The organism is Streptomyces sp. NPDC103540 (assembly GCF_055584445.1).
The window spans coordinates 565,084-581,274 of the sequence record NZ_JBVJMA010000002.1 but is presented as its reverse complement, the minus strand read 5'-3'; the positions used below and the strand labels follow the sequence as shown (position 1 = coordinate 581,274).

At 75.9% G+C, this 16,191-nt stretch carries 13 protein-coding genes and 1 pseudogene; 8 read left to right on the top strand and 6 right to left on the bottom strand.

Features of this window, described 5'->3' with window-relative positions; genetic code table 11:
- The first annotated feature begins 183 nt into the window (after positions 1–183).
- On the top strand, positions 184–1,380 hold the full coding sequence (locus ACZ6ZI_RS07200) for a geranylgeranyl reductase family protein (RefSeq protein ID WP_469517675.1): 1,197 nt from the start codon (positions 184–186) through the stop codon (positions 1,378–1,380).
- A 226-nt stretch (positions 1,381–1,606) separates the two neighbouring features.
- Here ACZ6ZI_RS07200 and ACZ6ZI_RS07195 read toward each other — a convergent pair whose 3' ends face one another.
- Positions 1,607–2,071 (bottom strand): nitroreductase/quinone reductase family protein, encoded by a 465-nt coding sequence (locus ACZ6ZI_RS07195; RefSeq protein WP_469517237.1) that lies wholly within the window; start codon positions 2,069–2,071, stop codon positions 1,607–1,609.
- Positions 2,072–2,219: 148 nt separating this feature from the next.
- On the opposite strand from ACZ6ZI_RS07195, the gene ACZ6ZI_RS07190 reads away from it, so the two are divergent.
- Both ACZ6ZI_RS07190 and ACZ6ZI_RS07185 read left to right on the top strand, forming a co-directional pair.
- Positions 2,220–2,918: a TetR/AcrR family transcriptional regulator gene (locus ACZ6ZI_RS07190; protein ID WP_469517234.1), complete on the top strand. Its 699-nt coding sequence runs from the start codon at positions 2,220–2,222 to the stop codon at positions 2,916–2,918.
- A 148-nt stretch (positions 2,919–3,066) separates the two neighbouring features.
- Positions 3,067–4,107: a spherulation-specific family 4 protein gene (locus ACZ6ZI_RS07185; RefSeq protein WP_469517231.1), complete on the top strand. Its 1,041-nt coding sequence runs from the start codon at positions 3,067–3,069 to the stop codon at positions 4,105–4,107.
- On the opposite strand, the gene ACZ6ZI_RS07180 is transcribed toward ACZ6ZI_RS07185, so the two are convergent.
- Both ACZ6ZI_RS07180 and ACZ6ZI_RS07175 read right to left on the bottom strand, forming a co-directional pair.
- Positions 4,086–4,436: a DUF6332 family protein gene (locus ACZ6ZI_RS07180; RefSeq protein WP_469517229.1), complete on the bottom strand. Its 351-nt coding sequence runs from the start codon at positions 4,434–4,436 to the stop codon at positions 4,086–4,088. The two genes, ACZ6ZI_RS07185 and ACZ6ZI_RS07180, sit on opposite strands and share 22 nt — an antisense overlap.
- Positions 4,437–4,507: 71 nt before the next feature.
- Positions 4,508–5,251 (bottom strand): maleylpyruvate isomerase family mycothiol-dependent enzyme, encoded by a 744-nt coding sequence (locus ACZ6ZI_RS07175; protein WP_469517227.1) that lies wholly within the window; start codon positions 5,249–5,251, stop codon positions 4,508–4,510.
- A 38-nt stretch (positions 5,252–5,289) separates the two neighbouring features.
- Between ACZ6ZI_RS07175 and ACZ6ZI_RS07170 the strand changes: the two genes are divergently transcribed.
- Positions 5,290–5,994 (top strand): alpha-ketoglutarate-dependent dioxygenase AlkB family protein, encoded by a 705-nt coding sequence (locus ACZ6ZI_RS07170; RefSeq protein ID WP_469517224.1) that lies wholly within the window; start codon positions 5,290–5,292, stop codon positions 5,992–5,994.
- A 41-nt stretch (positions 5,995–6,035) separates the two neighbouring features.
- Positions 6,036–7,361, top strand: coding sequence for an ROK family protein (locus ACZ6ZI_RS07165; RefSeq protein WP_469517222.1), 1,326 nt, complete (start codon positions 6,036–6,038; stop codon positions 7,359–7,361).
- A gap of 88 nt (positions 7,362–7,449) precedes the next feature.
- On the opposite strand, the gene ACZ6ZI_RS07160 is transcribed toward ACZ6ZI_RS07165, so the two are convergent.
- On the bottom strand, positions 7,450–7,995 hold the full coding sequence (locus tag ACZ6ZI_RS07160; protein WP_469517219.1) for an ATP-binding protein: 546 nt from the start codon (positions 7,993–7,995) through the stop codon (positions 7,450–7,452).
- Between the two features lie 197 nt (positions 7,996–8,192).
- Here ACZ6ZI_RS07160 and cds1 point away from each other — a divergent pair, with 197 nt between their 5' ends.
- Both cds1 and ACZ6ZI_RS07150 read left to right on the top strand, forming a co-directional pair.
- Positions 8,193–9,341, top strand: a complete 1,149-nt coding sequence (gene cds1, locus ACZ6ZI_RS07155) for an L-cysteine desulfhydrase Cds1 (protein WP_469517217.1) — start codon at positions 8,193–8,195, stop codon at positions 9,339–9,341.
- 222 nt (positions 9,342–9,563) lie between these two features.
- Positions 9,564–10,241 carry a hypothetical protein gene (locus tag ACZ6ZI_RS07150; protein WP_469517215.1) on the top strand — a complete coding sequence of 226 codons (678 nt, stop codon included), beginning with the start codon at positions 9,564–9,566 and terminating at the stop codon, positions 10,239–10,241.
- A 31-nt stretch (positions 10,242–10,272) separates the two neighbouring features.
- Here ACZ6ZI_RS07150 and ACZ6ZI_RS07145 read toward each other — a convergent pair whose 3' ends face one another.
- Positions 10,273–10,794 carry an SRPBCC family protein gene (locus ACZ6ZI_RS07145; RefSeq protein ID WP_469517212.1) on the bottom strand — a complete coding sequence of 174 codons (522 nt, stop codon included), beginning with the start codon at positions 10,792–10,794 and terminating at the stop codon, positions 10,273–10,275.
- A 254-nt stretch (positions 10,795–11,048) separates the two neighbouring features.
- On the opposite strand from ACZ6ZI_RS07145, the gene ACZ6ZI_RS07140 reads away from it, so the two are divergent.
- Positions 11,049–13,715, top strand: a complete 2,667-nt coding sequence (locus ACZ6ZI_RS07140) for a hypothetical protein (RefSeq protein WP_469517209.1) — start codon at positions 11,049–11,051, stop codon at positions 13,713–13,715.
- Here the strand turns inward: ACZ6ZI_RS07140 and ACZ6ZI_RS07135 are convergent.
- Positions 13,678–16,143, bottom strand: a pseudogene (locus tag ACZ6ZI_RS07135) (right-handed parallel beta-helix repeat-containing protein); the annotation flags it as partial. The gene ACZ6ZI_RS07140 and the pseudogene ACZ6ZI_RS07135 sit on opposite strands and share 38 nt — an antisense overlap.
- Positions 16,144–16,191 lie beyond the last annotated feature (48 nt).

The window sequence follows — 16,191 nt, the reverse complement described above, 5'->3', positions numbered from 1 at the left end:
ACGGAAGGCGGCCCGGGGGGCGGTACGACGGACGGCGCCGCGGCGCACGGCGCGACGACCGACGGCACGGCGAAGGACGCCGCGACGACGGACGGTGCGCGGGACGGCGGGCCCGTCGCCGGGACCGGTCCCGAGGAGGCCGCGGCGGCCGCGCCGGCGGACGCGGCCGGGGCGACCGGCGAGGTGTGGGACGTCGTGGTGGTCGGCGCCGGACCGGCGGGCGCCTCGGCGGCGCACGCGGCGGCGGAGGCCGGTCGGCGCGTCCTGCTGCTGGAGAAGGCCGAACTGCCGCGCTACAAGACCTGCGGCGGCGGCATCATCGGCCCCTCGCGCGACGCCCTGCCGCCGGGCTTCGTCCTGCCCTTCCGCGACCGCGTCAACGCGGTCACCTTCTCCCTGAACGGGAAGCTGACCCGCACGCGCCGCTCGAAGGGCATGCTCTTCGGGCTCATCAACCGGCCCGAGTTCGACGCCGCGCTGGTCGCCGAGGCCGAGAAGGCCGGCGCGACGGTGCGCACCGGGACGGCCGTCACCCGCGTCGAGCAGCACGGCGCCGCGGTGCCCGACCGGCGCACGGTCGCGGTGGTCCTGGCGGACGGCGAGACGGTGCTCGCCCGCGCCGTCGTCGGCGCGGACGGCAGCGCGAGTCGCATCGGCGCGCACGTCGGGGTGGAGATGGACCAGGTCGACCTGGGTCTGGAGGCGGAGATCCCGGTGCCGGCGACGGTGGCCGAGGACTGGAAGGGGCGCGTCCTCATCGACTGGGGCCCGCTGCCCGGCAGTTACGGCTGGGTCTTCCCCAAGGGGGACACCCTCACCGTGGGCGTCATCTCCGCCAAGGGCGACGGCGCCGCCACCAAGCGCTACCTGGACGACTTCATCGCCCGACTGGGCCTCGCCGGGTTCGAGCCGGCCGTCTCCTCCGGGCACCTGACGCGGTGCCGCAAGCCGGACTCGCCGCTGTCGCGCGGTCGGGTCCTGGTGGCGGGGGACGCGGCCGGGCTGCTGGAGCCGTGGACGAGGGAGGGCATCTCCTTCGCGCTGCGCTCGGGGCGCCTCGCGGGGGAGTGGGCCGCGAAGATCTCCGAGGCGCAGGACGCGGTGGACGCGCGGCGCCAGGCGCTGAACTACGCCTTCGCGATCAAGGCCGGACTCGGTGTGGAAATGGCCGTGGGCAAGCGGATGCTGACGGTGTTCGAGGCCCGACCGGGGATGCTGCACGCGGCGATCACCGGTCTGCGACCGGCCTGGTTGGCGTTCGCCCGGATCACGCGGGGTGCGACGACCCTGGCGGACCTGGTCCGCACCTACCCGCTGGCGCGCAAGGCACTGCACCTGCTGGACGCCCGGCAGGCGCGCGACGGCCGGACCGACGCCTGACGCGTCCGACGGGCGCTCGTTTCCGCTGCCGACCCGCCCCGACCCACCGCCCGCCCCGACCTACCGCCCGACTCGACCCACCGCCCGGCCCGGAGGCCGTCCACGGCGCGCGACGCGCGTCGGGGGCGCGCCACCGCGCCGGGCGGTGGGCGTTCGGGGCGTGTGCGGGGCGCGCGCGGGGCGGCGGGCCTGGCGGCGTGCGGTGCGGCGGGCGGTGCGTCCGGGGTCACCGCTCGACCGTGATGAGGAAGACGGGGTGGTCGGCGCAGGCCTTGCGGAGTTCGGCGTCCGAGGACTTCGCGGTGACCCCCTGGAAGAACCGGTTCACCTCCCAGCCCCACTTCTCCAGGTAGGCGCGCAGCACGACCGCCTTCCGCTCCGGGTCGGTGATCTCGGTCGCCGTGAACGTGCGCACCCGGCGGCCGACGCGCAGCTCCCCGCCGCCCGCCACCCGCATGTTGCGCACCCACTGGGAGTGGCCGCGGGCCGAGACCAGGTAACGCGCGCCGTCGTACTCGTGCGGGTTGACCGGTATCCGCTGCATCCGGCCGGAGGTGCGGCCGCGCACCGACAGCTCGGCGGTGCCGGCGAGGCTGATGCCGAGGCGGGCGAGCTTGCCCACGAGGGAGTTGAAGCGGACGCCGACCGCGCCGGCCCGGACGTAGTGGGGGGTGGGGGTGGGCGCGTTCACGATGGCCTCCGAGGGCAGTGGGAGAGCGGTGCTCTCGCTTGAGACCAGTGTGCACGGATCGGTGCACCAAAACAAGAGCAGTGCTCTCGGAATGGTTCGGTGCTCCGAAAGTTGGGCGGTGCTCTGCACGCCTGGCACACTGCACCGCATGAGTACCGTGCGAGGAGCCAGGGAACGGGCCCGTATCGAGGTCACCGCCGCCATCAAGGACGAGGCGCGCCGCGCGCTCGCGGCCGAGGGGGCGGCGAAACTCTCGCTGCGCGCCGTCGCCCGCGAGCTCGGCATGGTCTCCTCCGCCCTCTACCGCTACTTCCCGAGCCGCGACGAGCTGCTGACCGCGCTGATCATCGACGCCTACGACAGCGTGGGCGCCGTCGCGGAGGCCGCCGACGCCGAGGCCCTCGCCGCGGGGGCCCCGCCGCGCGCCCGCTGGCTCGCGGTCTGCACGGCGATCCGCGGGTGGGCCCTGGCCCATCCGCACGAGTACGCCCTCATCTACGGGTCCCCCGTCCCCGGCTACAGCGCGCCCCTCGACACCGTCGGCCCCGCCTCCCGCGCCGCCGAGACCTTCATCGGCATCCTGCGCGCGGCCCACGCCGGCCGCGGCCTCGCCCTGCCGCCCCTGCCCGGGGACCTGCGCCCCGAGGCCCGGCGGATGGCCGCGGACTTCGCCGAAGGCCTGCCGCCGGAGGTCGTGGCGGCCCTGGTCGCGACGTGGGCGCAGCTGATCGGGCTGATCTCCTTCGAGCTGTTCGGCCAGTTCGAGCGGGTGGTGGAGGAGCGGGACGCCTTCTTCGCGTACGCGGCGGACCGGCTGGGGCGGGAGGTCGGCCTGCCCCTCGTGTGACGGTTCGCTTGTCTGTTCCTCACACCAATCCTGATGGTTCGCCGTTCATCGACTTTCCGCGCGTCTACTCTCGACGGATCCCCCCACCGCGCCGCCCCGCGCCGCCCCGCCCCGTCATCCGACCGTCCCGTCGCCGGAGGAAACGCCCGTGGTCCGCCCCCGTGCCGTGAAGGTCCTGTACGCCGTCCTGTTGACCGCGTTGCTCGTCGCCTCGGTTCCCGCGGTCATCGCCGTGGCGGAAGGTTTCCGCACCCCCACCGCAACCGGCGTGCCCGCCGCGGCGCGCCCCTCCGCGACCCCCTCCCCGTCCCCGCCTCCGTCCAGGACCGCGTTACCGGCCCCCGCCGCGCCCCCGACGGTGACCCCCACGCCCCGGCCGCCCGGCGTGCGCGGCCTGGAGATCGGCGTCCCCGCCTACGTCTGGGCCGACGCCCCCATGCTGACCGACGTGACGGCCACCGGCCCCGCCGCCTCCCTCGTCGTCCTGAACCCGGGCAACGGCGACGCCCCCTTCGACGCGGCCTGGCGGGCGCGCGCCGACGCCCTGCGCGCCGGCACCACCGCCACCGGCGAGCGGACCAAGGTCCTCGGCTACGTCCACACCGACCACGGCAAGCGGGACCCGGAGGCCGTCAAGGCCTCCGTCGACAACTACCTCAAACCCCTCGGGAAGGACCGGCGGCTGCACGTCGACGGCATCTTCTTCGACGTCGTCAGCCGCGACTGCGGCCCCGACAACGCCACCCGCGACCACTACGCCGCCCTGCGCCGCCACGTCCAGGACGCGATGCGGGCGGTCGATCCCACCGCGACCGACCTGGTCGTGAACAACCCGGGCACCGCCATCGCCGACTGCTACCTGGAGCCCGGCCACCGCACCGCCGACATCTTCGTGACCTACGAGGACACCTACGCGGCGTACACGACCGACGGTTGGCGCGGCGGCAACGTGTTCGACGCCGAGTCCGGCTACCGCCCGGGCACCGAACTCGACCCGACCGGCACCGCGTTCTGGCACCTCGTCCACGAGGTCCCCGACGACCCCGCGATGCGGGCGACCCTGCGCACCGCCTTCGACCGGGGCGCCGGCTACGCCTACGCGACGGACACCGTCATGCCCAACCCGTGGAACGCCGCTCCGACGTGGAAGTTCGGCGCCCAGACCGGCTACGCCTCCACGCTCGGCTGACCGTCGCACCCGCCGGGCCCGGGACCGGGACCGGGACCCGCGCCGTCGGATCCCGCACGGTCGGATCCCGCACGGTCGGATCCCGCGCTGTCCGATCCCGTGCGGTCGAACCGCCACAGCACGCGCCCGACCCGCGCCAGGAAGGCCGCGCCGGCCAGGACGCCGCTCACCGCCATCGCCGTCCCGTCCGTGCGGGCCGGCAGCGGCAGGGCCCACGCGACGCCATAGAGGGCGGCGAAGACCACGGCGGCGGCGAGGCAGCCCGTGACGAACGCGTACCCGATCTCGACGGTCACCGCGTCCCGCCGCGCCGCCTCGCTGCTGTCCATGCGGGGCAGTCTCACCCCGCCCGCCGGCCCCCACAAGCGAGACCCGCGCCGATCGTCCGGAAAAGGCCGGTTCAGATGCCCGACGTCTCGATCCACAGGCGGGCCGTGGCGGCGTCGCCGGTGACGCCCGGGCCCGTCAGCGGCAGGCGGTTCCACAGGGCGGCGTACAGCCACGCCGCGTCGCCGCTCACCTCGCAGTCCGCGGGTTCCCCCGTGTCCCCGCGCACCGTGCGGGCCGGCTCCTTCGACAGGTGCACCGTCCACACCGCGCCCGTGTCGCGGGCCCGCACCCGCAGCACGCGGGGTTCCTCCGTACGCACCCGGCTGCGCGGCCGGGCGTGGAAGCCGGTCAGCAGCTCGTCGACGCCGTCCTCCGCGAACGCCGCGTCCACCGGGCCGAAGACCCCGCCGAGAGCGGACTCGGCGTCGAAGCGGTGCACGGTCGTCTCGTGCGCCTGCCGGCGCGCCCAGAACGCCAGCGGGGACGGCGGCGCCGTCGGCAGGAACGTCCAGCACGCCACGTCCCGCGGGGCCCGGGACAGGGTGTCGACCAGAGTCGCGTGCCCCTCCCGGAACCAGGACGTCAGCTCCGCGCCGACGAGCTCCGGCGGGTCGGGGAACTCCACCGGCTCGACCCGGGCGTCCGCCACGAACCCGGTCGCCCAGCGGTGCACCGCCCCCGTGTGCCGCAGCAGATCGCCGACCCGCCACTCGGGACAGGTCGACACCGCCGCTTCCGTACCGGCCCGTTCGGCCGCCTCGGCGAGCAGCTCGCCTTCCCTCGCGAGCGTCTCCACATATTCCGTGATCTTCATGTCGTGAGTCTGCCGGCAGCCCGCCCGACAATGGAGGGGTGGATGGTGAACTCTTCCCGGAACCCTTCGCCGAGCCCTTCGCGGAGCCCTTCCCGGAGCTCTTCGCGCGCGGGCGCGAAGAGATCGCGCCGGGCGCCGTGCACGTGCCCGACTGGCTGGGCCCGCGCCGCCAACGCGAGCTGCTCGACGCCTGTCGGGAGTGGGCCCGCCCGCCCGCCGGACTGCGCACGGTCCACACCCCGGGCGGCGGCATGATGACCGCCCGCCAGGTGTGCCTGGGCCGGCACTGGTACCCGTACGGCTACGCCCGCACCGCCGTCGACGGCGACGGGGCCCCCGTCAAACCGATGCCGGCCTGGCTCGCCGAACTGGGGCGCGAGGCCGTCACCGCCGCCTACGGGACGCCCCCGCCGGGCGGGGAGGAGTACGACATCGCCCTGATCAACTTCTACCGGGGCGACTCCCGCATGGGCATGCACCGGGACGCCGACGAACGCTCCCCGGCCCCGGTGGTGTCCCTGAGCCTCGGCGACTCCTGCGTGTTCCGCTTCGGCAACACCGCCACGCGCGGGCGACCGTACCGGGACGTCGAGCTGCGCAGCGGGGACCTGTTCGTCTTCGGCGGGCCCGCGCGGGCGGCCCACCACGGGGTGCCGAGGGTCATGCCCGGGACCGGGCCGGCGGGCCTCGGCCTGACCGGGCGGCTGAACATCACACTGCGGGTGGGCGGCCTGGACCCGTAGGGCGGCGCCCGAGACCTCCCGATCATGCGAGGATCCATGTCATGAACGGCAACGGGGTCCCGCCGAGGGGCGGGGATGTGTCCGAGGTGTCCTCCGGCCCGGCGGGGTCCGGGGCGTCCGCGGCTTCGCCCCCCGGGTCCGCGTCCGCGGCCTCGGCGGCCTCCGCGCGCAGCCGGCTGGAACGCGGTCGCGGAGCGCTCGGCCCGGCCCTGGAGCTGGTGCACACCGGCAGGGCCCCGACCCGCGCCGTCCTGACCGCCGAGCTCGGCGTCACCCGGGCCACCGCCGGCGCGGTCGCCGCCGAACTGGAGGCGCTCGGCCTGATCCGCGTGGACTCCCGCCCCGGCGGCGCCGGAGGCACGCAGGGCCGCCCCTCCCACCGCCTCGCGGTGGACGAGAACGGTCCGGTGGCGCTCGCCGCCCAGGTGCACCCCGACGGGTTCCGGGCCGCGCTCGTGGGCCTCGGCGGGCGGATCGTGGCCACCGCGCCCGGCAAGATGACCGTCTCCGCCGACCCCGCGCAGGTCCTCGGGGCCGTCGTCGAGGCGGGCGCCGAGCTGCTCGCCGAGACCGGGCGGCGCTGCGTCGGCGCCGGCCTCGCGGTGCCCTCGGCGGTCGCGGAGCCGGACGGCACCGCCCTCAACCCGCTGCACCTGGCCTGGCCGGCCGGTTCTCCCGTACGGGACATCTTCGCCGAGCGGGTGAAGGCCGCCGGCATCGACGGACCGGCCCTGACCGGCAACGACGTCAACCTGGCGGCCCTGGCCGAGCACCGCCACGGCGCCGGCCGCAGCGCCCAGCACCTGCTGTGCGTGGCCACCGGCCACCGGGGAGTCGGCGGCGCGCTGGTCCTGGACGGCCGCCTGCACAGCGGCAGCGCCGGCCTGGCCCTGGAGGTCGGCCACCTCACCGTGAACCCGGAGGGTCGCCCCTGCCACTGCGGCGGACGCGGCTGCCTGGACGTCGAGGCCGACCCGCTGGCCTTCCTGACGGCGGCCGGCCGCACCCCCGGCCCCGAGGTGTCCCTCCTCCAGCAGGCCCGCGACCTGCTGCGCACCGAGTACGCCTCGGCGGCGGTGCGCACCGCCGCCGAGGAGCTCATCGACCGCCTGGGCCTGGGGCTCGCCGGCCTGGTCAACATCCTCAACCCGGACCGGATCATCCTGGGCGGCCTGCACCAGGAACTGCTGTACGCCGACCCGGAACGGCTGCGCGCGGTGGTCGCGGACCGCAGCCTGTGGGGGCGCAGCGGGGGAGTGCCGATCCTGCCGTGCACCCTCGACCACAACAGCCTGGTCGGGGCCGCCGAGCTGGCCTGGCAGCCGGTGCTGGACGACCCGCTCGGAACGCTGGGCACGGCTGCCTGACACCGGCCGCGGTCGACCCCGGTCGCCCCCGCCGGCGGGCGGGGCGCGGGAGCGCGCGGACCGGGGAACCGCCCCGGCTCCGGGGGAGTCAGCCGGGCCCGGGGCCGACCGAGGCCGACACCGGCACGCCGGTCGAGAGGGGCCGCGCGTCGACGGCGACGGGCACGGGCCGGGCGGGTTCTCGTACGGGCACCACGGCGTCGATGCGGACCGCGGTCCCCTGCGGGCCGGGGGCGGGGGCGGCCCGCAGCGAGAACCACACCGACTTGCCCGGCGCGCCCTCCAGGGGCCGCGCCCCCCAGGCCTCGCTCAGCGCCTCGACGAGCGCCAGCCCGCGCCCCGAGGTCTCCAGGGCGCCGGCCTCGTGCCGTACGGGCAGTCGCGGATCGCTGTCGTGCACCGACACGGTGACCCGGCCGAGGCGGAGTTCGATCTCGACCCTGCACACCTTGTCGGGCTGCGCATGTCGGTGGACGTTGCTCAGCAGCTCCGTCACGCCGAGCGCGGCCCGGTCGACGAGCGGATCGAGCTGCCAGTGGCGCAGTTGTGCAGAAACGATTCTGCGGATCTGTCCGATCCGCACCGGCAAGGCCTGCAGTTCCACGACGCAGTGCCTACGGGAATGACTGATCACGGCTGCGACTCCCCGATATCAGTGTTACGGGTGCTGCACCCTCGGTAGCCCACCACAAGGGTCACCCACCGTCGCCCCACGTGCAACCGAACGCCACCGAAAGCAATCCGCATGGAAACCCAAAGTATCCGTTTGCGCAGGTGAGGGGGGTACATTGCGAAAGAGGGGGCCATGGAACGGACAAGGGAGCAAGGCGCATGAGCACCACCGGCACCACCGGTAAAACGGCCTCGAACGCGGTGACGACGATCGACGTCGACCGCAGCGACGCGGACTACCGAGCCTGGCTCAAGGAGGCCGTGCGCAAGGTCCAGGCGGACGCCAACCGCTCCGCCGACACCCACCTGCTGCGCTTTCCCCTCCCCGAGGAATGGGGTATCGACCTCTACCTCAAGGACGAGTCCACGCACCCGACGGGCTCCCTGAAGCACCGCCTGGCCCGCTCCCTGTTCCTCTACGCGCTGTGCAACGGCTGGGTGCGTCCCGACCGCCCCGTCATCGAGGCCTCCAGCGGCTCCACCGCCGTCTCCGAGGCCTACTTCGCCAAGCTCATCGGCGTCCCGTTCATCGCGGTCATGCCGCGCACCACCAGCCCCGAGAAGTGCCGGCTGATCGAATTCCACGGCGGCGCCTGCCACTTCGTCGACGACCCGATGAAGATGTACGAGGAGTCCGCCGACCTCGCCGCCCGCACCGGCGGCCACTACATGGACCAGTTCACGTACGCGGAGCGCGCCACGGACTGGCGCGGCAACAACAACATCGCAGAATCGATTTACCAGCAGCTGCGCCTGGAGCGGTACCCCGAGCCCACCTGGATCGTCGCGACCGCCGGCACCGGCGGCACCTCCGCGACCATCGCCCGCTACGTGCACTACATGCAGCACGACACCCGCGTCTGCGTCCCGGACCCGGAGAACTCCTGTTTTTTCGACGGCTGGACGCGCCACGACCCGCACGCGAGCAGCGACTGCGGATCGCGCATCGAGGGCATCGGGCGCCCCCGGATGGAACCCAGCTTCGTGCCCGGCGCCATCGACCGCATGATGCGGGTCCCGGACGCGGCGAGCGTCGCCGCCTGCCGCGCCCTCGAAGCGGCCATCGGCCGCAAGGCGGGCGGCTCGACCGGCACGGGCCTGTGGAGCGCGCTGAAGATCGTCTCGGAGATGGTGGCCGAAGGCCGGACGGGCAGCGTCGTGACCCTGCTGTGCGACCCGGGCGACCGCTACCTCGACAAGTACTACTCCGACGAGTGGCTCGCGGCGCAGGGCCTCGACATCACCCCGTACGCGAAGACGCTGGAGACGCTGCTGACGACGGGCGACTGGGTCGAACCGACGGTCTGAGGGGCGGTCGAGGCGGCGGGTCGACCGGCGGTCGAAGCGGCGGGTCGACCGGCGGTCGAAGCGGCCGCCTGACGGTCCGTGGCCTCCGGCTCGCGCTCCGCAGAGCCCCGCTCCCCCTCCGCTCGCCTCCTGTTCACCCGCCACGCCCTGTCGGGCCGCGGTGCTGCCGACTACGCTCCGGGCGTCCGGCGCGTGCGCGCCGAAGCCGGGGGGCGGGGCGGCATGACGGTGGTCGACGGGGGCGGGAGCGACGGCACGGCGGGTGACGGCGCGCCGGACGGCGGGGCGGTCCCGCCCTGCCCGCGCTGCGGCCGGGCGGACCGGGTGACGGGTGTGCCCGCCGCCCACCTGGAGGCCCGGGCCACGCGCCGCGAGGAGACGGACGCCGGGTCCGACGGCCGACCGACGGTCACAACCACGCGCAGGGACGCGGCCCTCGCCCGCGCCCTGGCCCCGCACCCGCCCGAGCCCGAGAACGGCGGGACGGCCTGCCTGGGCGCGAGCCTGCTGTTCGCCGCCGCCGGGACGTTCGTCTGGTGGCTGGTCGCGGCGAACCGCCACCACGTGGCGGCCGCCCGGCGCGCCGCGACCGCGGGCCTCGGCGACCACCCGGCCCCGGAAACCCCCCTCCACCCGCTGGTGGGCACGGTCTCGGCGACCGCGTTCGCCCTCGGCCTGCTGGCGATCGGCGCCTTCCAACTCTCCATGGCCTCCTGGCGCCGCCGTACCCGGACCGGCCGGGCCGCCGCCGACCGGGTCTGGTCCAAGGGGTGGTACTGCGCCCGCTGCGGGTCGGTGCACCACGCGGAGGGCCCGCCGTCGACCCTCCACGAGTTCCGGGTGAGGGTGTGGACGGCGGGAGGCTGGGCGAAGTCGATCCCGAAGCACCCGCTGTCGTAACGGCCCGCCCCGACCGTCGCGGGCGCCGTCCTCACCGCGCCCCGGCCCCCCGCGCGGCGATCCGCCGGTCCAGCGCGCGGACCGCGCCGCGGAAGGAGTGCCCGAGTCCCGGGCGGGCGGCGGTCAGCGCCAGACGGAACGCGGCCGGGCCGTCGGCGGCGAACGTCCACCGGACGCGGGTCCCGCCCGCGTCCGGGCCGGCGCCGCCCGCCTGCGGCCCGTGCTCCGGGGTCAGCCGCCAGTCCTCCAACAGGGCCCGTACGCCGGGCAGGTTGGTCTCGTCGACGCGGTAGGAGTACCGCCGTCCCGGTTCGCGGGCCATCACGGTCTCCCGGAACCGGACGCCGCCCACCAACCGGATCTCCCGGCCCGCGCCGCCGTGCGTCGGCCGGGCCAGCGTGATCGCCCGGAACCACCGCGGCCAGCCCGTCACCTCCTGCGCGAGGGCCCGGTACACGTCCTGCGGGGAGGCCGCGACGAGGGCCTCGAACTCCAGGCGCACGGGCGCGGCGGCGATGAAGTCCAGCTCCACGGGGCGGAGTCGGCGGACCATGGTGGAACCCCCTGGGATGCGGTGCGGATGGGTGGTGTGGCGCGGTGCCGGGTCACCTTAGCCGGCGTTCCGTCAGTTGTCCGCACCGGAACGGGGATCGGGCGGCGGATCCGGCCGGGGGCCCGACCGGGGCCGACCGGGGCCCGGCGCGCGGGCCGCGCCGTCACGCGTACGGGGTCTGGGCAGCGTCGGCGCGGCACGGGATCCTGGTGGAGCCGCCCAGGCCCTGCCACTCCCCACGTGCGGAGGCTCCGATGTCGGATCCCGCCGGCGAACCCTCCCCGTTCCCCGCTCCCTCCCCGTTCCCCGCTGCCTTCCCCTCGCCCTCCTCCGCTCCGGCCCCCTCCGCCGGGTCCGCCCCGCCCCTCGCCCTCGAACTGCTGGTCCACGGCGTCGCCGGAGCGCCCCCGGGGGAGTTGCTCGGCGATCCGCACCCGGTCCGGGTCGGCGGGGACTCCGTCGCCGCCCTGTTCCGCCGGGCCGAGGACGCCGACGCCGAGGCCCGTCCGGAGCGATACGCCGACCGGCCCGTGCCCGAGGCCTACTGCTGGTCCCGCCTCACCTCCGGCAACGGCGCCCGCGCGCTGTGGCTGCTGCTCCTGCCCTTCATGGTCGCCAACCTCGCGCACTGGGCCCGCCCCGCCGCCGGGCCGGGCGGGGCGCCGGCGCGCGCGGTGCGCGCGTACGGCCTCCTCGTACGCCTGCTCGCGCTCAGCCTCACCGTGCTGCTGGTCGCCGCCGCCTGCGAGGTCGCCCTCGACCTCCTCGCCTGGCAGTGCGCGGGGAACACCGCCTGCGCCGGCTCCCGCTCCGGGCTCGGGTTCCTCCGGCCCGACGGCCGGTGGGGACAGCCGGGGCGGCGGCTGGCGCTCGCCGCCCTGGTCCCGGCGGCCCTGACGGGGCTGCTCTGGTACCTCTCCAACCGGACCTGGAGCGCCTACGAGTCCCAGCCGCCGCCCGCGTCCGGAGCGCCGGACCCCGAGGCGGCCGACGCCGACGCCGACGCCGACGCCGACGCCGACGCCGACACCGACACCGACACCGACGGTCGCGGTCCCGCGCTCGGCCGCCCCGGGTTCTGGTACGGCCGCCGGATCGTGGCCCGGCTGCGCGCGGCGCACACCGCCGCCGGACTGCTCACCGTGGCCGCCGCGGTCGCCGCCCCCACCGTCCGGCACGACCGGGGCGCCCCCGACACGGGCGCCGCCCTCCAGACCGTCGGCTGGACCGTGCAACTCCTGATCGTGGCGGGGGCCGTCATCGTCGTCGGGGTCGTCTGCCGGCGCGGCCGCACCGAGGCGCGCCCCGACCACCGACTCGACCGGGCCGCCGTGACCCTGCTGCCCGGCACCTCCCTCGCGGTCCTCGCCGCCGTGCTCCTGTACGCCGCCTGGCCCCGCCCTCATTGGACCTCGGCCGGACGGCTCCCGGGCGACTTCGCGTTCGGGGCGCTGATGTTCGGCCAGGGCTGCTGCGTGCTCGCCCTCGCGGCCTGCGCGGCCCGCCTGCACCGCGCCGGCCGGGGACACCGCGCCGGCCGGGGACGCCGCGCCGGCCGGGGACGCCGCGCCGGCCGGGGACGCCGCGCCGGGCCGGGCTCCGGCGCGGCGCTCGGGGGCCTGGGCGGGCCCGCCGTTGCCCTGCTCGGCTGCGCGCTCGGCGGGGTCATGTCCGGGGGCGTCGCGCAGCGCGTCGCCGACTGGCTCGACGGGGGAGCCACCCCCGGCATGGCCGGAACCCCGCTGCCCGGGCCGCCCGTGGTGCTGTCCTGGCAGGCGGCCGTCCTGCCGCCGTTGCTGCTCGCCCTGACCGTGCCCGCGCTGTGCGTCGGCATCCGGGCGGTCCGGACCGGCCGCCGCACCGCCGCCGGCGTGGCCGCCGCGTACCCGGGCGAGCGGCCCGACCCCGCCCGTAGCCGGCGCATCGCCGCGGCGCGGGCCACCGCCGGACTCACCGACTCCGCACCCTGGTTCGTCGGGACGCTGTGCGTCCTCACCCTGCTCCTCGGCGCGGGCGCCCTCGCCGGCGCCCGCCTCACCGGACAGGTGCCGGGCGAGGCGGCGCGCGGCACCCACCCGCTCGTGGAAGGTGCCGCCCGCGCGGCCCAGGACACCGGCTCCTGGCTGATCGGCCTCGGCATCGCCCTGTTCGTCGCCTGGGGCCGCCGCGCCTACCGCGACCCCGCCGCCCGCCGCACCATCGGCATCCTGTGGGACGTCGGCACCTTCTGGCCGCGCGCCGCGCACCCCTTCGCCCCGCCCTGCTACGCCGAGCGTGCCGTCCCCGACCTCACCTGGCGCATGACCGGCTGGACCGCCGAGACCGGGGGCCGGCTCGTCATCTCGGGCCACTCCCAGGGCAGCGTCCTCGCGGCCGCCGCCGTCTGGCAACTGCCGCCGCGGACGCGCGGCCGCGTCGCCCTGCTGACGTACGGTTCGCCGCTGGCGCGGCTCTACGGCCGCTGGTTCCCCGCCTACTTCGGCCCCGGTCCCCTCGCCGCCCTCCACCGGGACCTCGACTGCTGGCGCAACCTGTGGCGGGCCACCGACCCCATCGGCGGACCCGTCGCCACCACCGCCGGGGGCCCCGGGGCCCGCGTCGACCGGGGACCGCTCGCCGATCCGCTCGCCTACGGCCGGAGCGTCCGCCATCCGCTGCCCGCGCCGATCCTCGGGCACGCCGACTACCAGGCCGATCCGCTGTTCACCGTCGAACGGGACCTGCTCCTCGCACGGTTGGCCGCCGCCGCGCGGGGCGACGGGGCGCCGGGGCCCAAGGAGCTCCCCGGTCAGCGGATCAGCGGGGCGCCGTCACCGGAGCCATGTCCGCCGCGTCCGCCGCACCCGTCGACGTCATCGGCGCCCCCGCCGCCACCGGCAGGTCCGGCAGGTCCGGAAGGTCCGTCGGGAACAGGAGGGTGAGCTCGTCCGTGCTCGGATCGGCCAGCTGCGCCACCCGCCCCGCGTGCCGCTCGACCATCGACTCGAACGTCTGCCGGGCGGTCCGGCCGTTCCCGAAGGCCGGACCCTTCGGCAGCCGGGTGAAGTACCCCAGCAGGGCCCGAGCCGTCCCCTCGCCCAGCCGGTACTCGTGCTCCTCCGCCTGCTGCTCCACGATCCGCAACAGCTCCTCGGGCCCGTAGTCCCCGAAGGTGATGGTCCGGGAGAACCGCGAGGCCACCCCCGGATTGACGGTCAGGAACCGCTCCATCTCCGCCGTGTACCCGGCGACGATGACCACCACGGCGTCCCGGTGGTCCTCCATCAGCTTCACCAGCGTGTCGATGGCCTCGCGCCCGAAGTCCCGCCCCGAGTCCTCCGGAGCCAGCGCGTACGCCTCGTCGATGAACAGCACCCCGCCGCGCGCCCGGTCGAAGGCCTCCTGCGTACGGATGGCGGTGGAACCGATGTGCTCCCCGACCAGGTCCACCCGGGACACCTCCACCAGGTGGCCGCGCTCCAACGCCCCCAGGGAGGCGAGGATCTCGCCGTACAGCCGGGCCACGGTGGTCTTGCCCGTGCCGGGAGCGCCCGTGAACACCAGGTGCCGGCGGACCGAGGCCGCCTTCAGGCCCGCCCGCAGACGCCTGCGGCCCACCTCGATCATGTCGGTCAGGGCCCGCACCTCGCGCTTGACGCTGTCCAGCCCGACCAGCGCGTCGAGCCGACCCAGCACCTCGCCGGCACCGGGGGCCGCGCTCTCCCCGGCCTCCACGACGGGAGCGGGAGCGGGCGCGGTCGGGGGCAGGTCGGTGGCGCGCGGGACGGGCACCGGTCGGTCCGCCGCGGCGCCCGACGCCGCCGTGACCGTACGGATCCCGGGACGCTCACCCGCCGGGCCGCCCGCGGGGGCGGCGCCCGCGACCTGGGAGGCGAACCGCGGGCCGGAGCCGTCGGCGGTGCACCCCTCGGCCCGCGGGCCGTCCTCCGAGAACTCGTAGCCCCCGCGCGCGCAACGCTCGGTGTGGCACCGGTCCAGGACGGTGCGGCAACCGTCGATGACGTGGAAGCCGAAGCCCGAACTGTCGCCGACCCGGCAGGCCGTGAAGGTGCCCCGGCCGCCGGCGGACACGTAGAAGCCCGCTTCGGCCGGCGAGGTCACCGTGCACCGCTCCAGGACCGGATCGGCGCCCTTGGTGACGATCACCCCGGTCTGCACGGCGTCGATGGCACAGTCGGTCATCGTGCCGCCGCTGCCGTGGTCGCGGAACCAGGCGCCCGTGCCCGCCTCGCGGATCCGGCAGTCCGCCACCCGGGCCGTGGCCCCGTCGCTCACCGACACGGCGGTGTTGCGCACCTGGGAGAGGTCGCTGTCGACCACGTCGGCCCGCGATCCGCGGTCCAGCACGAACACCGCGTCGGGAACGTCCCGTACACGACAGGCCTCCAGCGAGGCCGTCGCCCCGTCGCTGATCCACACCGCCGGGTAGTCGCCCGTGCTGTCGTGGATCTCGCAGGACTCGGCCTCGACCCGCGTACCCGGGTCCCACACCGACAGCCCGTTGCGCCCGAAGCGGCGGACCGTGGTGCGACCGAGCGTCAGCACCGAACGGGCGCGCAGGTCGACGGCGTTCTCCGGGATGTCGTGGATGTCGCAGCCGGTGAGGGAGAGGACCGCGTCGGTGTCCAGGGTGACCCCGTCGGCCGAGGTGCGGTGCACCGAGCAGTCCGTGAGGCTCGCCGTGCCGCGCGCCGCGATCCGCACACCGGCGCCGTTGATCTCGTACACCTCGCAGCCCAGGGCCTCCAACCCCGAACCCTCGCCCGTCACGGAGATCCCCGCGCCCGTGGCGTGGTGGACGCGGCAGCGCTCCAGCCGGGGGTGCCCGCCGTGCACCGCGACCCCGGCCTGACCGGCCGCCACCACCTCGCACTCCTCGAACACCCCTCCGCCGCCGTCGAGGACGAGGATCCCGACCCCGGCGGGATTCTCCACCGTGCAGCGGCGCACCAGCGGGCGGGCCCCGCCGCGCACCTCGACGCCGGCCGACGAACGGGTGTGCACGCGCAGGTCCGTGAGCTCCGGCGAGCCGTCCTCCACGAGCAGCGCGGGCGCCGCCCGGTCCGCCCCCTCCAGGTACAGGTCCCGTACGACGGCCGAGGCGCGCACCGTCAGCGCCACCCCGTCGAGCGGGGCGATGCGCACGGATCCGGCGACGCTCCCCTCGGGCCCGCGCAGGGTGACGGCATGGCGCAGGACCAGGTTCTCCCGGTAGGTGCCGGGGGCGATCGACAGCACGTCGCCGTCGCCCGCGACGGCCAGCGCCGCGCTCAGCGTCGGATACTCACCGGAGCGACGCCGCCACCGCGAGGCCCCGCCGTGCGTCAACTGGACCGTGCCCTGAGCCATGGTGCGCTCGTGCCCCCACCCTCGTACTCGTGTTGCCTGAGCGGCCGG